14 protein-coding genes are annotated in these 17600 nt (G+C 56.5%); 5 read left to right on the top strand and 9 right to left on the bottom strand.

The window, feature by feature from the left end; all coding sequences use genetic code 11:
* The first annotated feature begins 80 nt into the window (after positions 1–80).
* Both GFH31_RS11810 and GFH31_RS11805 read left to right on the top strand, forming a co-directional pair.
* On the top strand, positions 81–2063 hold the full coding sequence (locus GFH31_RS11810) for a 4Fe-4S binding protein (protein WP_153497979.1): 1983 nt from the start codon (positions 81–83) through the stop codon (positions 2061–2063).
* 56 nt (positions 2064–2119) lie between these two features.
* On the top strand, positions 2120–4294 hold the full coding sequence (locus GFH31_RS11805) for a S46 family peptidase (RefSeq protein ID WP_153497978.1): 2175 nt from the start codon (positions 2120–2122) through the stop codon (positions 4292–4294).
* Positions 4295–4370: 76 nt separating this feature from the next.
* Here the strand turns inward: GFH31_RS11805 and GFH31_RS11800 are convergent, their stop codons facing one another.
* The 9 genes from GFH31_RS11800 to GFH31_RS11765 all read right to left on the bottom strand — a co-directional run bounded on the left by GFH31_RS11800 (position 4371) and on the right by GFH31_RS11765 (position 14081).
* A complete protein-coding gene (locus GFH31_RS11800) occupies positions 4371–4859 on the bottom strand; it encodes a WG repeat-containing protein (RefSeq protein WP_172970754.1) in 489 nt (162 codons plus the stop codon).
* 53 nt (positions 4860–4912) lie between these two features.
* A complete protein-coding gene (locus tag GFH31_RS12820) occupies positions 4913–5869 on the bottom strand; it encodes a hypothetical protein (RefSeq protein ID WP_172970753.1) in 957 nt (318 codons plus the stop codon).
* 5 nt (positions 5870–5874) lie between these two features.
* Positions 5875–6732, bottom strand: a complete 858-nt coding sequence (locus GFH31_RS11795; protein WP_055205511.1) for a hypothetical protein — start codon at positions 6730–6732, stop codon at positions 5875–5877.
* Between the two features lie 72 nt (positions 6733–6804).
* Positions 6805–8250, bottom strand: coding sequence for a WG repeat-containing protein (locus GFH31_RS11790; RefSeq protein WP_101571020.1), 1446 nt, complete (start codon positions 8248–8250; stop codon positions 6805–6807).
* A gap of 251 nt (positions 8251–8501) precedes the next feature.
* Positions 8502–9563 (bottom strand): chorismate mutase, encoded by a 1062-nt coding sequence (locus tag GFH31_RS11785; RefSeq protein ID WP_055205509.1) that lies wholly within the window; start codon positions 9561–9563, stop codon positions 8502–8504.
* Positions 9564–9619: 56 nt separating this feature from the next.
* Positions 9620–10459 carry a prephenate dehydrogenase gene (locus GFH31_RS11780; RefSeq protein ID WP_055205508.1) on the bottom strand — a complete coding sequence of 280 codons (840 nt, stop codon included), beginning with the start codon at positions 10457–10459 and terminating at the stop codon, positions 9620–9622.
* Positions 10456–11625, bottom strand: coding sequence for a pyridoxal phosphate-dependent aminotransferase (locus GFH31_RS11775; RefSeq protein WP_118458019.1), 1170 nt, complete (start codon positions 11623–11625; stop codon positions 10456–10458). Before GFH31_RS11775 ends, GFH31_RS11780 begins: the two co-directional genes overlap by 4 nt.
* A gap of 18 nt (positions 11626–11643) precedes the next feature.
* Positions 11644–12474, bottom strand: coding sequence for a prephenate dehydratase (locus GFH31_RS11770; RefSeq protein ID WP_055205506.1), 831 nt, complete (start codon positions 12472–12474; stop codon positions 11644–11646).
* A gap of 263 nt (positions 12475–12737) precedes the next feature.
* Positions 12738–14081, bottom strand: a complete 1344-nt coding sequence (locus tag GFH31_RS11765) for a DNA recombination protein RmuC (protein ID WP_118458017.1) — start codon at positions 14079–14081, stop codon at positions 12738–12740.
* Between the two features lie 110 nt (positions 14082–14191).
* Here GFH31_RS11765 and rpe point away from each other — a divergent pair, with 110 nt between their 5' ends.
* The 3 genes from rpe to rlmB are packed head-to-tail and all read left to right on the top strand — an operon-like array spanning position 14192 to position 17596.
* A complete protein-coding gene (gene rpe, locus GFH31_RS11760; protein WP_118458065.1) occupies positions 14192–14842 on the top strand; it encodes a ribulose-phosphate 3-epimerase in 651 nt (216 codons plus the stop codon).
* Positions 14843–14849: 7 nt separating this feature from the next.
* A complete protein-coding gene (gene abc-f, locus GFH31_RS11755) occupies positions 14850–16805 on the top strand; it encodes a ribosomal protection-like ABC-F family protein (RefSeq protein ID WP_101571025.1) in 1956 nt (651 codons plus the stop codon).
* Between the two features lie 47 nt (positions 16806–16852).
* Complete coding sequence (gene rlmB, locus GFH31_RS11750) at positions 16853–17596, top strand: 23S rRNA (guanosine(2251)-2'-O)-methyltransferase RlmB (protein ID WP_153497976.1); 744 nt, start codon at positions 16853–16855, stop codon at positions 17594–17596.
* Positions 17597–17600 lie beyond the last annotated feature (4 nt).

Genomic DNA, 17600 nt, shown 5'->3' with positions numbered 1-17600 from the left:
CGCTTCCGTTGTAATTCTTCGCAAGAATCTTTATGTTTGTGGCAGGGATTGCACTTTTTATATTCTAATAAATTCGATCAATGAAATCAAAAAAACGCAACTGGCTGAAACTTTCGCTGCAAGGCGGCACGCTGCTGGCGATCGTGGCATTTATTCTCTATGGGATCTTTTTCGGAGAACAACGCGCCGATCCGGAAGCCTACTGCCCGTTCGGAGGCTTGCAGGCTATCGGCAGTTACCTGCATAACAATTCGCTGGCATGCAGCATGTCGATGGCGCAGATCATGATGGGAGTCGTACTGGCCGTGGGCGTCATCCTGTTCAGCAAGCTATTCTGCGGTTATCTGTGTCCGCTGGGGACAATCGGGGAATACCTCGGCAAAGGCGGCCGCAAGCTGAAAATGAACTTCGACCTGAAACCGGGCGGCATCGCCGATCGGGGATTGCGGATCGTCAAATACGGATTGCTGTTCGTGGTATTCTACATGTCGGTCTCTTCGAGCGAGTTGTTCTGCAAGAATTTCGACCCTTACTACGCAATGGCGACCGGTTTCAAGGGTGAAATCACGGCCTGGATGACCAGCATCTCGATCGTGCTGCTGTTCCTCGGCAGTTTCTTCATCAAAATGTTCTGGTGCAAATACATCTGCCCGCTCGGAGCGCTGAGCAATATTTTCAAATTCACGATCACGTTCGTGGGGCTCCTCCTGCTGTTCTGGCTGCTCGGATGGGCCGGGCTTCCGTCGGCATGGGTATGGGCGCTGGGCGCAGCCTGCTTGATCGGCTACCTGTACGAAATGATCTACCTGCGTAGCAAAGTATTCCCGTTGCTGCGCATCGTCCGCGACGCGGAGAGCTGCAACGGCTGCGGCTCCTGTACGAAAAAATGTCCCTATCACATCGATCTGAAGGAGCTGAAAACCGTCCGGCACATCGACTGCACGCTGTGCGGCGATTGCGTATCGAGTTGTCCGAAAGGCTCCCTGCAGGTCGGCGGCAAAAAGTCGCTGCGCTGGTTGCCCGGCATACTGACGATCGTACTGTTCGTACTCGCGCTGATCCTGGGGAACCAGTGGGAATTGCCTACGATCGACGAACGGTGGGGCAATACCGAACAGGTCGGAGAGATGAAGACATTCGAAATGGAAGGGCTCACCTCGATCAAATGTTACGGCAGTTCGAAGGCCTTCTCCGCCAAAATGCAGAAAGTGCCCGGTGTGTACGGCGTCAAAACATTCGTCAAGCGCCATGCGGTAGTAATCTCGTACGACCCGGCCCAGACCAACGAAGACAAAATACGCGAGGTCATTTTCATCCCAACCATCATGAAATTCTCGAATCCCGAACCGCAGGTCGATTCGGTAGAGGTATTGACCCTCGGGGTCGACAAGCTGTTCGACCGGATGGATATGGTCTATTTCGGGAATATCCTGAAACAGATCCCGGGGATTTACGGCTTCGACGCCGAATATTCGTGCCCGGTGACCGTAAAACTTTACGCCGACCCGTCGGCCGAACTTTCCGAAAAACTGTTGAAAGACTCGATCGAAGTCGAACAGACGCACATGCTTGCGGCGGGCGGCAAAGTGCGTTGGTTCCCGGTGGACTACAAACTCGTTTCGTACGAACGCAACGGAGACCGGATTTCGAGTCGTGAATTCGTCGAGCTGATGTTCAAGCCTACGGCGGCGATGTCGGGCAAGTTCCTCGACAATATGAAAAAACTCGACGGCCGGAATTACGAAACGGCGGTTTACGAAGTCGAATACCCGGCGATCGAAAAAACGCTGATTAAAAAGGGATTTCCTTATTTCAAGAGTTTCCTTTCGACGCAGGAAGGCATCCTGCGCATCGACGTGCAACTGAAAGACACCACCCCCGTACTGCGAATCACTTACGTTACCGGAATGTGGGACGACGTCAAAATCTGGACCGAACTTTTCAACGCTCCGAAATGGACGATCAAATACACGGACGGTTCGACAAAGGAGGAGGAACCCAAACTCAAGTTCAAAAACGAAGGGCGTACAGTTCCGGAATCTCCCGGAGCTCCGGCCGAGTAACCGATACGGACGGGAGAGTCTTCGCAGACTCTCCCGTTTAAAAATAGAGAAAACCGATGAAAAAAATCTTGATTTACGCCCTGTTGGCGCTGCTGGCTCCCGCGTCGGCCATGGCCGACGAAGGGATGTGGCTGGTGAACCTGTTCGAAAGTTCGATCTATCCCCAAATGAAAAAAAAGGGATTGAAGCTGAAACCGGGCGAGATCTACAACGAGCGGGGTACCGCACTCAGCGGCGCGATCGTAGCGGTGGACTACGGGATGGGAACCGGAAGCGTGATTTCCGACCGGGGCCTGGTCATCACGAACCACCACGTAGCTTACGGCGACATACACGATCTGAGCACCCCGGAAAACAACTACCTTGAAAACGGATTCTGGGCGGCGACCGAACAGGACGAACTCCCGGTCAAAGGCAAAACGGTGATGTTCCTGCGCCGGATCGCCGACGTTACCGACGAAGCGATGGAAATGCGCGACAGCATGATCCGGGAAGGAAAATTCGGCGTATTCGGCACCCGGAAGATATACGGCGCAATCGAAAAGAAATACGGGAAGGACACTCCCTACGAAGTCTCCTGCGCTTCGATGTGGCGCGGGGAAAAATACCTGCTGTTCTATTACGAAGTCTATAAGGACGTCCGGCTCGTCGGGGCTCCGCCCGAAAAGATCGGAGCGTTCGGAGGCAACCAGGACAACTGGGGATGGCCGCAGCACAAAGGCGATTTCGCCCTATACCGCGTATACGGCGACAAAGACGGAAAGCCCGCCCCGTATTCGAAAGACAACGTTCCGATCAAACCGGCGAAAGTGCTCGACATATCGACGGGCGGCGTCCACGAAGGAGACTATACGATGGTGCTGGGCTTCCCGGGACGTACCAACCGGTACATGTCGTCGTTCGCCGTCGCCGAAAAACAGCAGGTCGTCAACCCGGTCGTGATCCGGGCGCGGCACGAGCGGATGGAGATCATCAAAAAGCACATGGAAGCCGATCCGAAAGTACGCCTGTTGTACAGCGACAAATATTTCAACCTCAGCAATTACGCCGATTACGCGACCTGGGAGAACATCTGCCTGCGTCGTTACGACGTCGCCGGCATCCGCGAAGCGGAAGAAACCGAACTGCAACGGTGGATCGCGGAAACGCCCGAACGGCAGACCGAATACGGCCGCGTTCTGGCCGACCTGAAAAAAGGGTATGCGGCCCGTGCGGAGGCCGTCCGCCGGAAAAACTACTTCCAGGAGGCCTGGATCAGCCCGAGCGACGCGCTGATGACCGGTTTCCGAGTAGCGTCGATGGTCAACCGGATGCGGAAAGAGAAGATCGACAGCGTGCGGGTCACAGACAAAGCGTTCGCCTACGCGCTGAACCTGACGAAAAAAATGTACGCGGCCTACGATCCGGCCACCGATCAGGAGATTTTCGCCGCCATGCTGAAACTATTCACGGACAACGTACCGCCGCAGATGTGGGGCGACTATCTGCAACAGGTTTATACCCGCTACGACGGCAATGCCGAAGCGATCGCCGACTACGCGTTCCGTAACAGCGCGTGCGCCACCCTCGAAAAACTCTGCGAATACTTCGAAACCCCGCGCACGGCCGACCAGATCATGCAAGATCCGCTGGTAGCTCTCGCCGCTTCGGTTTCGACGATGACGTTCAGCGACGGAGTCCGCAACGCCGAAGAAGAGGCGGAAACCGACGTCGACAAAACCGAATCCCTGTACGCCAAAGCGCTGTACCGGATGCGGGAATCGAAAGGGCTCCCGCAATACCCGGACGCCAACTCCACGATGCGGATCACGTTCGGCAACGTAGAGTCGATCAGCCCGTACGACGCGGTAAAATACGACTTCCGCACGACGGTAGACGGATACCTCGAAAAAAACGACCCGGAAGATTTCGAATTTCGGGTGGACGACAAGATGTTCTCGCTGATCCGGGCCAAAGACTGGGGCAGATGGGGCGAAAAGGGAGTCCTTTACACGGACTTCATCACCAATAACGACATCACCGGAGGGAACTCGGGCAGCCCCGTTCTCAACGGCCGGGGCAACCTCGTAGGGCTGGCTTTCGACGGCAACCGCGAATCGATGTCCGGCGACATCTATTTCCATCCCGAATATGCGAGGACCGTCTGCGTCGATATCCGCTTCGTTCTCTGGATCATCGACCGGTACGCCGGCGCCTCCGGCCTGATCGAAGAAATGCGCCTGGTGAAATAAATGACCGAGTACCTGAAAAAGCGGGCGTGTCTGCCGACACGCCCGCTTTTTATTTTCAGTACCTTATGCCCGCGGCCTACTCTTCGGTCGTCTCCTCCTCACGGCCTTGCATGTCGATCTTGTAACTTTTTCCGCCGCGCACGACCAATGCCGTTCCATCCTTAAAGTCATAAGCATCGTCATAACGAAACGGGATAACGGCCGTCCCGTCCTGACGGATATAACCGTAATGTTTTTCGGAAAAGACCAGAATCAAATCGTTCTCGGTGCCGCCCATCCAACGGTAAATAAACGGAACCAACTCTTTCCCGTCGCGGTCGCACAATCCGAAAAGCCCGTCGCAAGCGACTTTGGCGATTCCGCGCTCGCTGTTCCATTCGACCAATTCGTAAATCGCCGGCAGGATCTCCTTTCCGGTTTTGTCGATTAACCCGTAACAACCGTTGCGCATGACCTCGGCGCGCCCCTCCATGAAATCGCTCGCCCACTCGTAACGCAATGGAAGCGCTTCATTCCCGGAACAATCCACATAGCCCCACAGATCGCCCTTGCGGACGCAGATCAACGATTCGCAAACCGGCCCGACCCAACAATAAAACGACTGAAGCTGCGTACGGTTCAGCAGGTACTCCTCCCGCCGGGCATCGCTGTCGTCCGGCTCCGCAGCGGACGGTCTCCGTTCGCCAGTTTTACCGACAAATCGACACCCAGTTCCGTACGGTCGCCTGACAATTTCCGCAACGCTTCGCTCAACGCCAAACGACCGTGCAACGTATGATTGCTGCACGAAAGCATTTCGACGATCCGCAACACCGGTTCGCATCCCGCCTCCCTGGCGACATCGGCAAACATCGGAAGCAGGGGCGAACGCACCACGGGAAACCGGAATATCGCATTGCCCCTCAAATACCGGAAAGCGGCCGGATCGGATGCGACCGCTTTTATACCCAACGCCAGGTTGGCTACCATCACGTTGTCGGCGTCCCGAATCGATTCGTAATCCGGAGCGTCCGATCGCGGCATCTGCATGTACTCGTAATTGACCAGATGCACCGAACAATCCTTGTCGATCATCACGTTCGATGCGCGGATCGCCCCGTGAACCAGGTTGTCGTTGATCAGCCACACGGCCATCTGGCAAAATTCCGTCAATAATTTACGGATACGTTCTTTGTCGCCCTCCATGCAGGCCTTTTCGAGAAACTCATCCAACGGCTGCATATGATCGGGATATTCCATCAACACCACGTCGATGTAACCGGCAGCTCCCCGGTCGTTGAAAACCAGCATTTCTCCGCTCAGATAATAATAACCGACCAGAAACGAGGAACGTATCCTCTGGAGATAGGCGGCAATCCGCCGCCACGACAACGTATTCTCCTGCTCCTCGCGCAGCGAACATTTCAGCAGGTAGCTCCTGCCCTTCCACACGACCGAGAAACTGATCGTCGTTCCCGAATATGAAAAAACGGGATCGCCCTTTTCGTCCGTCTTTACCCCGATCTCCCGCAACGTTTTGAAACGGCCCGCCGGATTGCAAACGGATTCAATCAAATTATATATCGATAAAGCCATAGGTTTTAGAATAAAAGGTTCGCACTTACGGAGCCGATATTCATCATACTGACCAGATCGGTCATCGCCGCGTTGTAACTGATCCCCCTGAAACGCTCCCCGTCGCGTCCCCGCAGCTGGACGATGCTTTCGTTATAGATTGCCGGCATTTCACTGGACATATCGTACAGCAACCGGGCGTAACGCTGATCGGGAAGCTCTTTTTTCGATTCGGGAAACAACACGGGCGAACGCTCCGCATCGGAAGAGATATGGATGTTGATCAGCAGCGCAGCACCGTCCTCGGTAGAGAGTCCTTTGATACTGTCGGCGATCTCCTGCAACTTGAAATCGTCCCCGTCGGACGACTCCCCGTCGGTAATGTTGAAGATCGTCGGCGGATAACTCTTCCGGTGCGCCTTCGCGCCGCACCACGCTTTGCAAAGCCGGTAACACTCGGTCAGCGCATGATACATCGGCGTCTTTCCGCCCGCATAAGGCTCCACCCAGATCTTCTGGCAAACCGACGATACGACGGTACTGCCGTCGGGCAACCGGCGCTCCCGTTGAACGGGCACGCGAGACAGTTCGTTTCCTATCAAATCGTTGGGACGCATAAACATTCTATTCGGGTTCTTCCACAGGGAAGCAACCTCGTCTCCGTGATACCCCAGTACGGCGATATCGAAATAATCGCGGTACCCCTCTTCCCGCCTGCTGCGGTTGAGCAGCTCGGCGATCAGCATATTGACAATAAAAGCCACCGCTTTGGCTTTGACAACTTCTTTACGATCGATTACCACCGTTTCGGCCATCGATCCGGACTGATCGATCAGGATAATGAAAGCTGCCGGAGAGTTCCGGCTGATTCTGGCTGAATACATAGAATTGCGATTTAGCTAAGGCTCTAACAAAATTACAATTCCTGTCCGGATAAACAAACCGTAGCGATCATTTCAGACCCGAATCTGCCACTTTCGATCGAAACGCCCGATAAAAAACGATTCTCCGTTTTTTTCGACCCGCGCACGACCGTTCCGAAAACAACCGGCATAGTCGAAAACCGGCGGCCCCGCCAGCTCGCCCGACACGTCGATATATCCGAATTTATCCCCGATCCGCACGGCGGCCAGCCCTTCCCGGAAACTGGTTGCGAACACGTACCGCAGCGGGATCGCCCGTCTGCCCTCCCGGTCGATAAAACCGTACAGGCTCCCGTCAGAAACCAGGGCCAGGCCTTCGCTCAACGGTTCCACGCTCCGGTAATCGCGGCAATCGATCCGACAATGTCCCCGAGGGTCGATCATCCAAAACCCCTCTTCGAGACGCACGACGGCCAATCCTTCACGGAAAGGTTTCGCGTCGAGATAGATGTTCTGCAACAGGATGCGCCGATCCTGCAAATCGGCGTACCCGAACCGCCCGTCGCAGCGAAATACGGCGCAACGCGGGTTTTCGTCGTCGACTATCTCGATCCCGTCCGACAATCCGTCCGGCACATTGCCCGATAAATCCCTCAACAACCCAGGCAATCCGTTCACTTCCGGCGTCGGATGCTGCATCCAGCCGCCCAGAACGACCAAAGCCGACGCGCCGCAGCGCGCCCACTCCCGCATCAGTCGGTCGAAAAGGGCCGACTTCCCCCGATTCACCTCGGCAGCGTCGAAAATAATATTCTCCCCGTCGTGATAACGCCCGAAAAGCGACGGATCGAGTGCCAGCGCATGCAGGCTCAGGCTAATCAGGGCGATCGGATAATCGTCGATCGCCTTCCCGAAAAAATCCGCATCGCGCGACGGATGCTGGTAAGCCGGCGAGCCGATGACTTCTGCCTTCCGTCCGGCCAGTTCTCCGATATAGGCTCCGTCGTAATCGATCAGCCGCAACCGCCCCTGCCGATCGACCATCAGATTGTCCTGTTTCAGATCGCCGTGCGCGAAATCCGATTCCAACAGCCACAGCGCCATCCGGTCGAACGCCCGGGCCAATTCCTTGAGCCCCGTACGGTCGCCGTTACGGCACAGTCGAGCCAACCGGCCGCCAAGCGACTCGCCTTCGACCCACTCCATCAAAGTTACCGGATAATAAGCTCCTCCGCCCGAGTGCTCGCACAGATAAATCTCGTCCGGCAGGAAACGGGCCGGCACCAAATAAGGAACCGTTCCGCCGCCGAGCGACGCATAGACCGCAGCGGCATGACGCGGCAGGCGCGTATAACATTTCAGGGCGTAATATTTTCCGTCCGCGCAGCGGACTTTGAAAATCACCGAATAATTCCCCGACCAGAACAACGGTTCTCCGTATGCATCCCGCTCGGGGACAACCTCCCCCAGCGTCCTGAAAATACGAAACGGATCGGTCAACGCTTCTACATACTGGCCGATAATCGGATTTCTCAACATAATCGTTCAAATTCGGGATCTACGATAAAGTTTTTAAAGTTATGTAAAAATTGCGGCGAGGGAAAATAAAAACCGTGAAAATAACGAATATTTATACATGACGCGGAAGATCCCTCCTGTCTGACGCATCGCCGATCTCACAAGTCATTATCCTGAATACAAACACGGTAACACAATATTATTTCCACCCAGAACGCGACGGGGCGTCCGACCGTATGCCGAACGCCCCGTCACGACCGGATTCCGGCAATCTACCGGTTCATCACCATATTCTGGCGGTTGATACTTTCGAGGTGGATCGCTTCGAGCACCGTTTTCAGGAATTCGGTGCTGACGCCCAACTTCGGAGCCTGCGAAACCACGCGGTCTACGATGCTCTGCCATCGGCCGCCCTGCAGGATCGTCACGTTGTTGTCGCGTTTGACGAGTCCGATCTGCTCGGCCACCCGCATCCGCTTGCTGATCAATTCGAAAATTTCGGCGTCGATCTGGTCGATCTGGCTGCGCAGTTTCGCCAATGCCTGCTGGTAATCCGGGCTGTCGGTCGTCGAACGACGCCATACGATCTTACCCAGCAACTCCTTCAACCCGTCCGGGGTAACCTGCTGCGAAGCGTCGCTCCACGCCTTGTCCGGACAGATATGGCTTTCGATGATCAGCCCGTCGTAGTCGAGGTCGGCGCTCTTCTGCGCAACCTCCTGCAGATACGTCCGGCAACCGCAGATATGCGACGGATCGCAGATCATCGGCAGTTCCGGGAAACGGCTCCGCATTTCGATAGCCAGATGCCACATCGGATTGTTGCGGTACAGCGAGGCTCCGTAGGCCGAAAAACCCCGATGGATCAGGCCGAGCTTGGTGATTCCGGCATTCTGCATCCGGGCTATCGCCCCGCTCCACAGTTCGATGTCGGGGTTCATCGGGTTTTTGATCAGCACCGTCACGTCGGCCCCTTTCAGCGCATCGGCAATATCCTGCACGCTGAACGGATTGACCGTCGTACGGGCCCCCACCCAGATCACATCCACCCCGAATTCGAGGGCGGCCTCGACGTGTTTCGACGTGGCCACTTCGGTTCCGATCGGCAGGCCGGTCAGTTCGCGGGCCTTACTCATCCACGCCAGACCTTTGAGGCCCACTCCTTCGAACGAACCGGGCTTCGTCCGGGGTTTCCAGATGCCGGCGCGCAGTACGTCGACCAGGCCGGTCGCAGCGATTTGCCGACAAGTCTCGAGTGTCTGTTCCTCCGTCTCCGCGCTGCACGGGCCGGAGATAATCAAGGGACGTTTCGCTTTGATATCAAACGGTTTCATATCCTTATGTTTTTTACGTTTTCTGTTTTCATTCCGGCGAACGGGCGCCGGACGCCCTATTTTATAATCCGGTTGATCCGGTTCGCGCGCTGCATCATCTGTTTCAGTCCTTCGGTGTCGTCCTTTTCGAGCAGGCGCCGGAAAATCTGCAACTGATGGATATGCTCGCGCAGCACGTCGAGCACATTATATTTATTTTGCATGAAAATCGGAGCCCAGGTTTCCGGCGAACTTTTCGCCAAACGCACCGTACTCTCGAAACCGCCGCCCGCCAGATCGAAGATATGTTCCTCTTCGCGCTCCTTCTCAAGCACGGTCAGCGCAAGCGCGAACGACGTGATGTGCGAAATGTGGCTGACGTAAGCCGTATGCGTATCTTGCTCCTCGGAACTCATGTATTTAATCGGCATTCCGATTTTCCGGTAGATATCCTCGACCAGTTTCAGTGCGTCCGGATCGCTCTCCGCACCGTCGCAAAGCACCACCGTACGTCCTTCAAATCCATCGTGAACGGCCGCTTCCGGGCCGCTGTACTCGGTACCCCACATCGGGTGGGTCGCTACGAAGCGCCCGCGCCTGGGATGCTGGGCGATCACCTCGCAAAGCTCCTGTTTGGTCGATCCCATGTCGATCACCACCTGCCGGTCGACCTTGTTCAGCACTTTCACGGCCAGCAGCGGAATCGAATCTACCGGCGTGGCCAGCACGATCAGATCGGCAGCCGGAATCGCTTCGTCCAGCGGAAGCGTGCGATCGACCAGTCCCAATTCGACCGCCTTGGCGCGGTTGCGCTCGGAATTATCCACTCCGATCACTTCCTCGCAAATGCCTTTATCTTTCAGGGTCAGTGCGAACGATCCCCCGATCAACCCGATACCTATTACCGCCGCCTTCATAGCAATGTCTTGATTTTATCGATCGAACGCTGCAACAACTCTTCCGTCGCGCAAAGGCTGATCCGGACGTACCGGTTCCCTTCCGAACCGAAAATACCGCCCGGAGTCAGGAAGACGCCGCAGCTGTTCAGTATTTTATCCGAAAACTCGTAACAGTCGCCCGCGCCCTCCGGCAGGCGTCCCCAGACGAACAGACCGGCCTGGCCCGCATCGTACGAACACCCGATCTGGTTCAGAATTTCATAGGCTTTCGCTTCGCGGCTGCCGTACAACTTGTTGATCGAACGGTACCAGTCGTCGCCGAGGCTCAACGCTTTGGCCGCAGCCGCCTGCATCGGGTAAAACATTCCGGAGTCCATATTGCTCTTGAATCGGATGATCTCGTCGATCCGCTGTTTCGCCGCTCCGATCATCCCGATACGCCAACCGGCCATGCTGTGGCTTTTGCTCAGCGAGTTCAGTTCAATGGCCACATCCATCGCCCCGTCGGCCGCAAGCAGGCTCGCCGGACGCGGGTTACGCAAGAAACTGTACGGGTTGTCATGCAGCAGCAGGATGTTATGCTTTTTCGCGAAATCCACCAGTTTCTGAAACAAACCCTCTTGGGGTATCGCCCCGGTCGGCATGTGCGGATAATTGACGATCATCATTTTGACGCCCTGTATCCCCTGCCGTTCGATCTCGTCGAAATCGGGCATCCAGCCGGTCGCCTCGCGCAATTTGTAATCGACGCAGACCCCGCCGGCAATCGTAGCCGCCGAGCGGTAAGTCGGATAACCGGGATTCGGCACCAGCACTTTATCGCCCTTGTCCAGGTAGGTCATGCAAACGTGCATGATCCCCTCTTTCGAGCCGATCAGCGGCAGGATCTCGCTCACAGGATCGAGCGTTACGCCGTAACGATCCCGATACCAAGCGGCGAATGCGTTGCGCAGCACGGCGGCGCCTTTATAGGGTTGATAACCGTGATTCCCAGGTTTGGCCGCTTCGGCGGCAAGCGTGGCCACCACCTCCGGATGGGGAGGCTGATCGGGACTTCCGATGCCGAGGTTGATTACCTCGCGTCCGGCGGCCCGCATCTCGTCGATCTCACGCAGCTTCTTCGAGAAGTAGTACTCCTCGACGCTGCCCAGCCGTTCGGCCAGTTCCACTTTGATCGGATTCATCTTTTGCTATTTTAAAATTTACGAATGTTCTCCTCTGCGGTAAACGCCGTATACGTGCAGCTCGCGGCTCGCGCGGCGCATACGTTCGATCACTTCGTTATAATCGTCCATCGACGCGAATTCCATGTCGATATGGAACATATAGTGCCACGGTTCGCTCGGGATCGGCGACGATTGCAGCTTGGTCATGTTGATCGACGAATCCTCCATCGCCCGCAGCACTTGCAGCAGCGATCCCTGCCGGTGGTCGGTCATCAGGCACAGCGACGCCTTATCGGCCTTTTCGTCGATCGGCTGGTGGTCGGGGCGCAGAATCATAAAGCGGGTGCAGTTGTTCTTGATCGTATGGATGTCGGGAGCCAAAATTTCGAGTCCGAACAGCCGGGCCGCCAGTTCGCCGGCGATCGCGGCGGCGTTGCGCGTGCCCCGTTCGGCGATCCGGCGGGCGCTGAGCGCGGTGTCTTCGGTTTCGACCAGCTTCCAGCCGTGCGGATCGAGGAAATCGACGCACTGCAACAACGCCATCGGATGCGAGTGCACCTCTTCGATATCTTCCAACCGCACGCCGGGCAGCGCCATCAGGTTCTGCCTGATATGCAGGTAATACTCGCCGACCGCCTGCAGGCGGCTGTTATGCAGGATGCCGAGATTCGGCAGGATGCTGCCGGCGATCGAGTTCTCAATCGCCATCACGCCGCAGTCCGAGTCGCCGCTTTCGACCTGGCGAGCCACTTCGCGGAATGTCGGGCACGGCACGATCTCGATCCCTTCGCCCCAATACCGTTCGGCGACAATGTGGTGGAAACTCCCCTCGTAACCCTGTATGGCCACTTTCATCTTTCCGTTCATCTTCCTGTCTCTTTTACATCTTCCGTATCGACAAAAAATCCCGGCTCCTTACGGACCGGGATTTTTATTATTTTTCGCACAAGCACTTATCTTCGCTATCGGCAACGCAACCCCAGTCCGCTTTTGGTAAAAAAGTAGAAGTAAAAATAATAACCCCAAAAAAGCGAAAGCTGATTCATCGTCCCTCTGAACTGATTAGCTTGTTATACTTTATTTTTTAACTGTGCAAATGTACGACAAAAACGGGAAAAAACAAGAAAAATTTAACCGATACCGTTATTTTTTTCAACCTGAAGCCCCGAGCGGCCGTCCTGCGCCCCCGGCAACGGGTCGCCATCGTCGTAATCGGACAACTGCGCAGGCAGGTCTTTGGTGGCTTTCACCCCCAGCTCACGCAACCGCTCGGTACGCCGGATCAGGTTGCCGCTGCCGGTTTTCAATTGTTTGATCGCCCGTTCGTATTTCTCCCCGGCAGCCGAAACGCTGCGCCCCAGATCGGTCAGCGTCTCGGCGAAACCGACGAATTTGTCGTACAGATTCGCCCCTTCGGTGGCGATCGCGATCGCATTCTTGTTCTGCTTGTCCCGCTTCCACAGGTCGTCGACCAATTTCAGCAGCGCGAACAGGTTCGTCGGACTGCTGACGATCACCTTTTTATTATAAGCGTCGCTCCACAGCGTCGGGTCGTGCTGCATCGCCAGCAAGAACGCCGGCTCGTTCGGCACGAACATGATGACGAAATCCGGCGAGTCTACGAGCGCCTGGTAACGCTTGCTGCCCAGCTCGTCGATATGACTGCGCACCGACCGCAGGTGATTCTTCACCGCGCGCGACGCTTCGTCCGGATCGGCGCTTTCGGTATAGGCGACATAAGCCGTCAGCGACACTTTCGAGTCGACGACGATCTGCTTGCGATCGGGCAGGTTCAGGATCACGTCCGGACGCAGGTTGTTGCCCGCAGCGTCTTTGAGGTTTTCCTGCGTAAAATAATGAATCCCCTTGACCAAGTGCGAACTATCGAGGATCGTTTCGAGGATCATTTCGCCCCAATCGCCCTGCACCTTCGAATTGCCCTTCAGCGCGCGCGTCAGGTTGTTGGCCTCCTCGGACATCCGGCGGTTCATCTCGTTCAGGCTGCGAATCTCCTCTTTCAGCGAGAAACGCTGCTGCGCCTCCTTGTCGTACACTTCGTCGACCCGTTTGCGGAATCCTTCGATATTTTCCCGGAACGGCTTCAGCAACGACTCCAGCGATTCCCGGTTACTCTGCTTGAACTGCCGGCTCTTCTCCTCCAGAATGTCGTTAGCCAGATTTTTAAAAGCGAGACGCTGCTGCTCTTGCAGCGCGGCGATCTCTTCGGTGCGGCGGGCGCGCTCGCGCTCGGCTTCGGCCTGCTGATAGAGCAATTTCTCCTCGAGGGCCGCACACCGGGCCGCCCGTTCGGCGGCCTGGCGGTTCAGGTCGATCAACTGTGCGTTTTTGGCTTCATTATCCGCTTTCAACGCCTCTTCCGTCCGCGCATACCGCCTGAACGCCGGCCGGAAAGCCAACGCCGCCGCAGCGATTCCCGCAACCAATCCGATGAACAACAAACCCGCTTCGATCATTCTCCTGTCCTTTAAATTTAGCCGGCAACGCCGGCCGCAGAACAAAAATAGCTATAAAATCATTACCTTTGTACAAATTTGACATTTACAAAACCAAAACTTCAGAAAACATGAAAAGAATCATATCCCCTTCGGTGCTCTCGGCGGACTTCGGACATTTGGCCGATGATATCGCGATGCTCGACCGCAGCGAAGCGGAATGGGTGCACATCGACGTGATGGACGGCGTATTCGTGCCGAACATTTCGTTCGGATTTCCACTGATGCCGCCGATCCGCAAAGGAACGAAAAAGGTGCTCGACACGCACCTGATGATCGTCAATCCGGAAAAATACATCGAACGCTTCGCCAAGGCCGGCGCGGACATCGTCACGATCCACCTCGAAGCGACCGACGACCTGCACGGCGCGATCGCGACGATCAAAAAGGCGGGCGTCAAAGCCGGCGTTTCGATCAAGCCGAAAACGCCGGTATCGGCAATCGTACCCTATCTCAATGAACTGGACCTGGTGCTGATCATGAGCGTCGAACCGGGCTTCGGCGGACAGTCGTTCATCGAGGGATCGACCGAGAAAGTGGCCGAACTGCGTCGGGAGATCGACCGCTGCGGGTCGCAGGCGGTGATCGAGATCGACGGCGGAATCACGCTGGATAACGCCGCCGAGGTGTATGCCGCCGGATGCGAAGTACTGGTTGCCGGAAGCACGGTATTCGCCAGCCCGAATCCGGAAGAGACAATCCACAAACTGTTGAACGTATAGACAAACGATGATATCGGTAGACAATCTTACGGTCAGCTTCGGGGGTTGGGATCTGTTCAGGGAGGTATCGTTCCTGATCAATGCCAAAGACCGGATCGGTCTGGTGGGCAAGAACGGAGCGGGAAAATCGACGATGCTGAAAGTGCTGATCGGAGAACAGCCGCCCTCGTCGGGAACCGTTTCGCGCAACGGCGACTGCACGGTAGGCTACCTGCCGCAACAGATGAAGGTGGCCGACACGACCACGCTGTTCGCCGAAACCGAATCGGCCTTTTCGGAAGTGATCGGACTCGAACGCGAAATCGAGCAACTGAACCGGGAGATCGCCGAGCGGACGGACTACGAAAGCGAGGGGTACGAAAAGCTGCTGCACCGGTTGAACGATGCGACCGACCGCTTTCACATTCTCGGCGGGATGAACCGCGAGGAGGAGGTCGAAAAGACGCTGCTCGGACTGGGCTTCCAACGAAGCGACTTCGGACGGGCGACCAGCGAGTTCAGCGGCGGATGGCGGATGCGCATCGAACTGGCGAAGCTGCTGCTTCGCCGGCCGTCGGTATTCCTGCTCGACGAACCCACGAATCACCTCGACATCGAGAGCATCGGATGGCTCGAAAACTACCTGAAGGAGTACAACGGCGCGGTCGTGCTGATTTCGCACGACCGCGCATTCCTCGATAACGTCACCACGCGGACGATCGAAATATCGCTCGGCAAGGTGTACGACTACCGCGTGCCGTACAGCCGGTACGTCGAGCTGCGGCGCGAACGGCGCGAGCAGCAGATGGCGGCCTACGTGAACCAGCAAAAGATGATCGAACAGACCGAAGACTTCATCGAACGCTTCCGTTACAAGCCGACCAAATCGAACCAGGTGCAGTCGCGCATCAAGCAACTCGAAAAGATCGAACGGATCGAAGTGGACGAGGAAGACCTCAGCCGGCTGAACATCAAGTTTCCGCCGGCCCCGCGTTCGGGACAGATCGTCGTGGAAGCGAAAGACGCCGGCAAAAGTTTCGGCGAAAAGCACGTCTTTTCGGGCGCGACGTTTACGATCGAACGCGGACAAAAAATCGCGCTGGTCGGCCGCAACGGCGAAGGGAAAACCACGTTCGCGCGGATGGCGATCGGGCAACTGGAGCCGACCGAAGGCAGCGTCCGCATCGGACACAACGTCCGCATCGGCTACTACGCACAAAATCAGGACGACCTGATGAACGGCGATTTCACGGTATTCGACACGCTCGACCGGGTGGCCGTCGGCGACATTCGGACGCGACTGCGCGATATCCTGGGGGCATTTCTGTTCCGCGGCGAGGACATCGACAAGAAGGTGCGCGTACTGTCCGGAGGAGAACGGGCGCGGTTGGCTATGGCCCGGCTGATGCTCGAACCATACAACCTGCTGGTACTCGACGAGCCGACCAACCACATGGATATGCGTTCGAAGGACATCCTCAAAGACGCCGTCAGAAAATACGACGGCACGGTAATCGTCATTTCGCACGACCGCGAGTTCCTCGACGGGCTGGTCGAACGGGTATACGAATTCCGCGACGGACGGGTCAAGGAGCACCTGGGCGGCATTTACGATTTCCTACGCGACCGGCAAATCGAGTCGATGCGCGAAATCGAACAGAAAGCTCCCGTCGTTACAGCCGAACAAAAGCCCAAAGGGCCGTCCGGCAAGGCGCAGTACGAACAGAAACGGGAAGCCGAAAAACAGCTCCGCAAAGCGGAACGCGACGTCGAAAAGGCCGAACAGGAGATCATGGCGCTCGAAAAGGAGATCGCCGAAAAAGACCGGCAGTTGGCCGACCCCGCCGCACACGGCATCGACCTGGCGGACGGCAGCTTCTACGCGCATTACAACGAACTGAAAGACAAACTCAATAAACTGACGTACCGCTGGGAAGAACTCAGCATCACGCTGGAAAACCTGAAAGAAACGCTGGCCTCGTAGACCCGGCGGCAACGCCGGGGCGACCAAAGCCCGAAAAAAGAAAAACGATGGAAAAGAAAAACATGATATTCGGGCTACGCCCGATCATCGAGGCGATCGAGGCGGGCAAACAGCTCGAAAAAGTGTACCTGAAAAAGGGCGCCGACGGCGTGTTGCTGAACGAGTTGGCCGAACTGTGCCGCAGCAAGCGCATCCACGTGCAGTGGGTTCCGATCGAAAAACTGAATTACCTGACCCGCAACGGCAACCACCAGGGGGCCGTCGCGCTGACGGCGGCGATCGAATATGTCGACGTGTACGACATGCTGGCTGGGATTCCGGAGGACGAAACGCCGCTGGTCGTCGTTTTCGACGGGGTGACCGACGTGCGCAACTTCGGGGCGATCGCCCGCAGCGCCGAATGCGCCGGAGCGCACGGGCTGATCATGCCGGTCAAGAACTCCGCGCCGGTCAACGCCGAGTCGATGAAAAGTTCGGCCGGAGCGCTGAGCGTCATTCCCGTCAGTCGGGTCGGCAGCGTCCGCAACACGCTGAGAATATTGCAAAGCGAAGGACTGCAGATCGTAGCGGCCACCGAAAAGAGCAACACGCTGCTGTTCGAGGCCGACCTGACCAAGCCGACCGCGCTGGTAATGGGCAGCGAGGACGTAGGCATTTCGAAAGAGGTGCTCAAGATGTGCGATCTCCAATTGGCGATCCCGATCGTCGGCAGCATCGAGTCGCTGAACGTTTCGGCCGCCGCCGCCGTCATGCTGTTCGAAACGGCGCGGCAACGGATAAACAATCGATAACGCT

The organism is Alistipes sp. dk3624 (genome assembly GCF_009557455.1).
Lineage (GTDB): Bacteria > Bacteroidota > Bacteroidia > Bacteroidales > Rikenellaceae > Alistipes_A > Alistipes_A hominis.
This window is presented reverse-complemented; position numbering and strand designations above follow the sequence as displayed.

Coding starts and splice junctions, on each gene's coding strand:
- GFH31_RS12820 (WP_172970753.1), bottom strand. CDS start 5,869: ATGGCTTTATCGATATATAATTTGATTGAATCCGTTTGCAATCCGGCG.
- GFH31_RS11765 (WP_118458017.1), bottom strand. CDS start 14,081: ATGATCGAAGCGGGTTTGTTGTTCATCGGATTGGTTGCGGGAATCGCT.
- GFH31_RS11785 (WP_055205509.1), bottom strand. CDS start 9,563: ATGAAACCGTTTGATATCAAAGCGAAACGTCCCTTGATTATCTCCGGC.
- abc-f (WP_101571025.1), top strand. CDS start 14,850: ATGATATCGGTAGACAATCTTACGGTCAGCTTCGGGGGTTGGGATCTG.
- GFH31_RS11810 (WP_153497979.1), top strand. CDS start 81: ATGAAATCAAAAAAACGCAACTGGCTGAAACTTTCGCTGCAAGGCGGC.
- GFH31_RS11780 (WP_055205508.1), bottom strand. CDS start 10,459: ATGAAGGCGGCGGTAATAGGTATCGGGTTGATCGGGGGATCGTTCGCA.
- GFH31_RS11790 (WP_101571020.1), bottom strand. CDS start 8,250: ATGTTGAGAAATCCGATTATCGGCCAGTATGTAGAAGCGTTGACCGAT.
- GFH31_RS11805 (WP_153497978.1), top strand. CDS start 2,120: ATGAAAAAAATCTTGATTTACGCCCTGTTGGCGCTGCTGGCTCCCGCG.
- rpe (WP_118458065.1), top strand. CDS start 14,192: ATGAAAAGAATCATATCCCCTTCGGTGCTCTCGGCGGACTTCGGACAT.
- GFH31_RS11775 (WP_118458019.1), bottom strand. CDS start 11,625: ATGAATCCGATCAAAGTGGAACTGGCCGAACGGCTGGGCAGCGTCGAG.
- GFH31_RS11770 (WP_055205506.1), bottom strand. CDS start 12,474: ATGAACGGAAAGATGAAAGTGGCCATACAGGGTTACGAGGGGAGTTTC.
- GFH31_RS11795 (WP_055205511.1), bottom strand. CDS start 6,732: ATGTATTCAGCCAGAATCAGCCGGAACTCTCCGGCAGCTTTCATTATC.
- rlmB (WP_153497976.1), top strand. CDS start 16,853: ATGGAAAAGAAAAACATGATATTCGGGCTACGCCCGATCATCGAGGCG.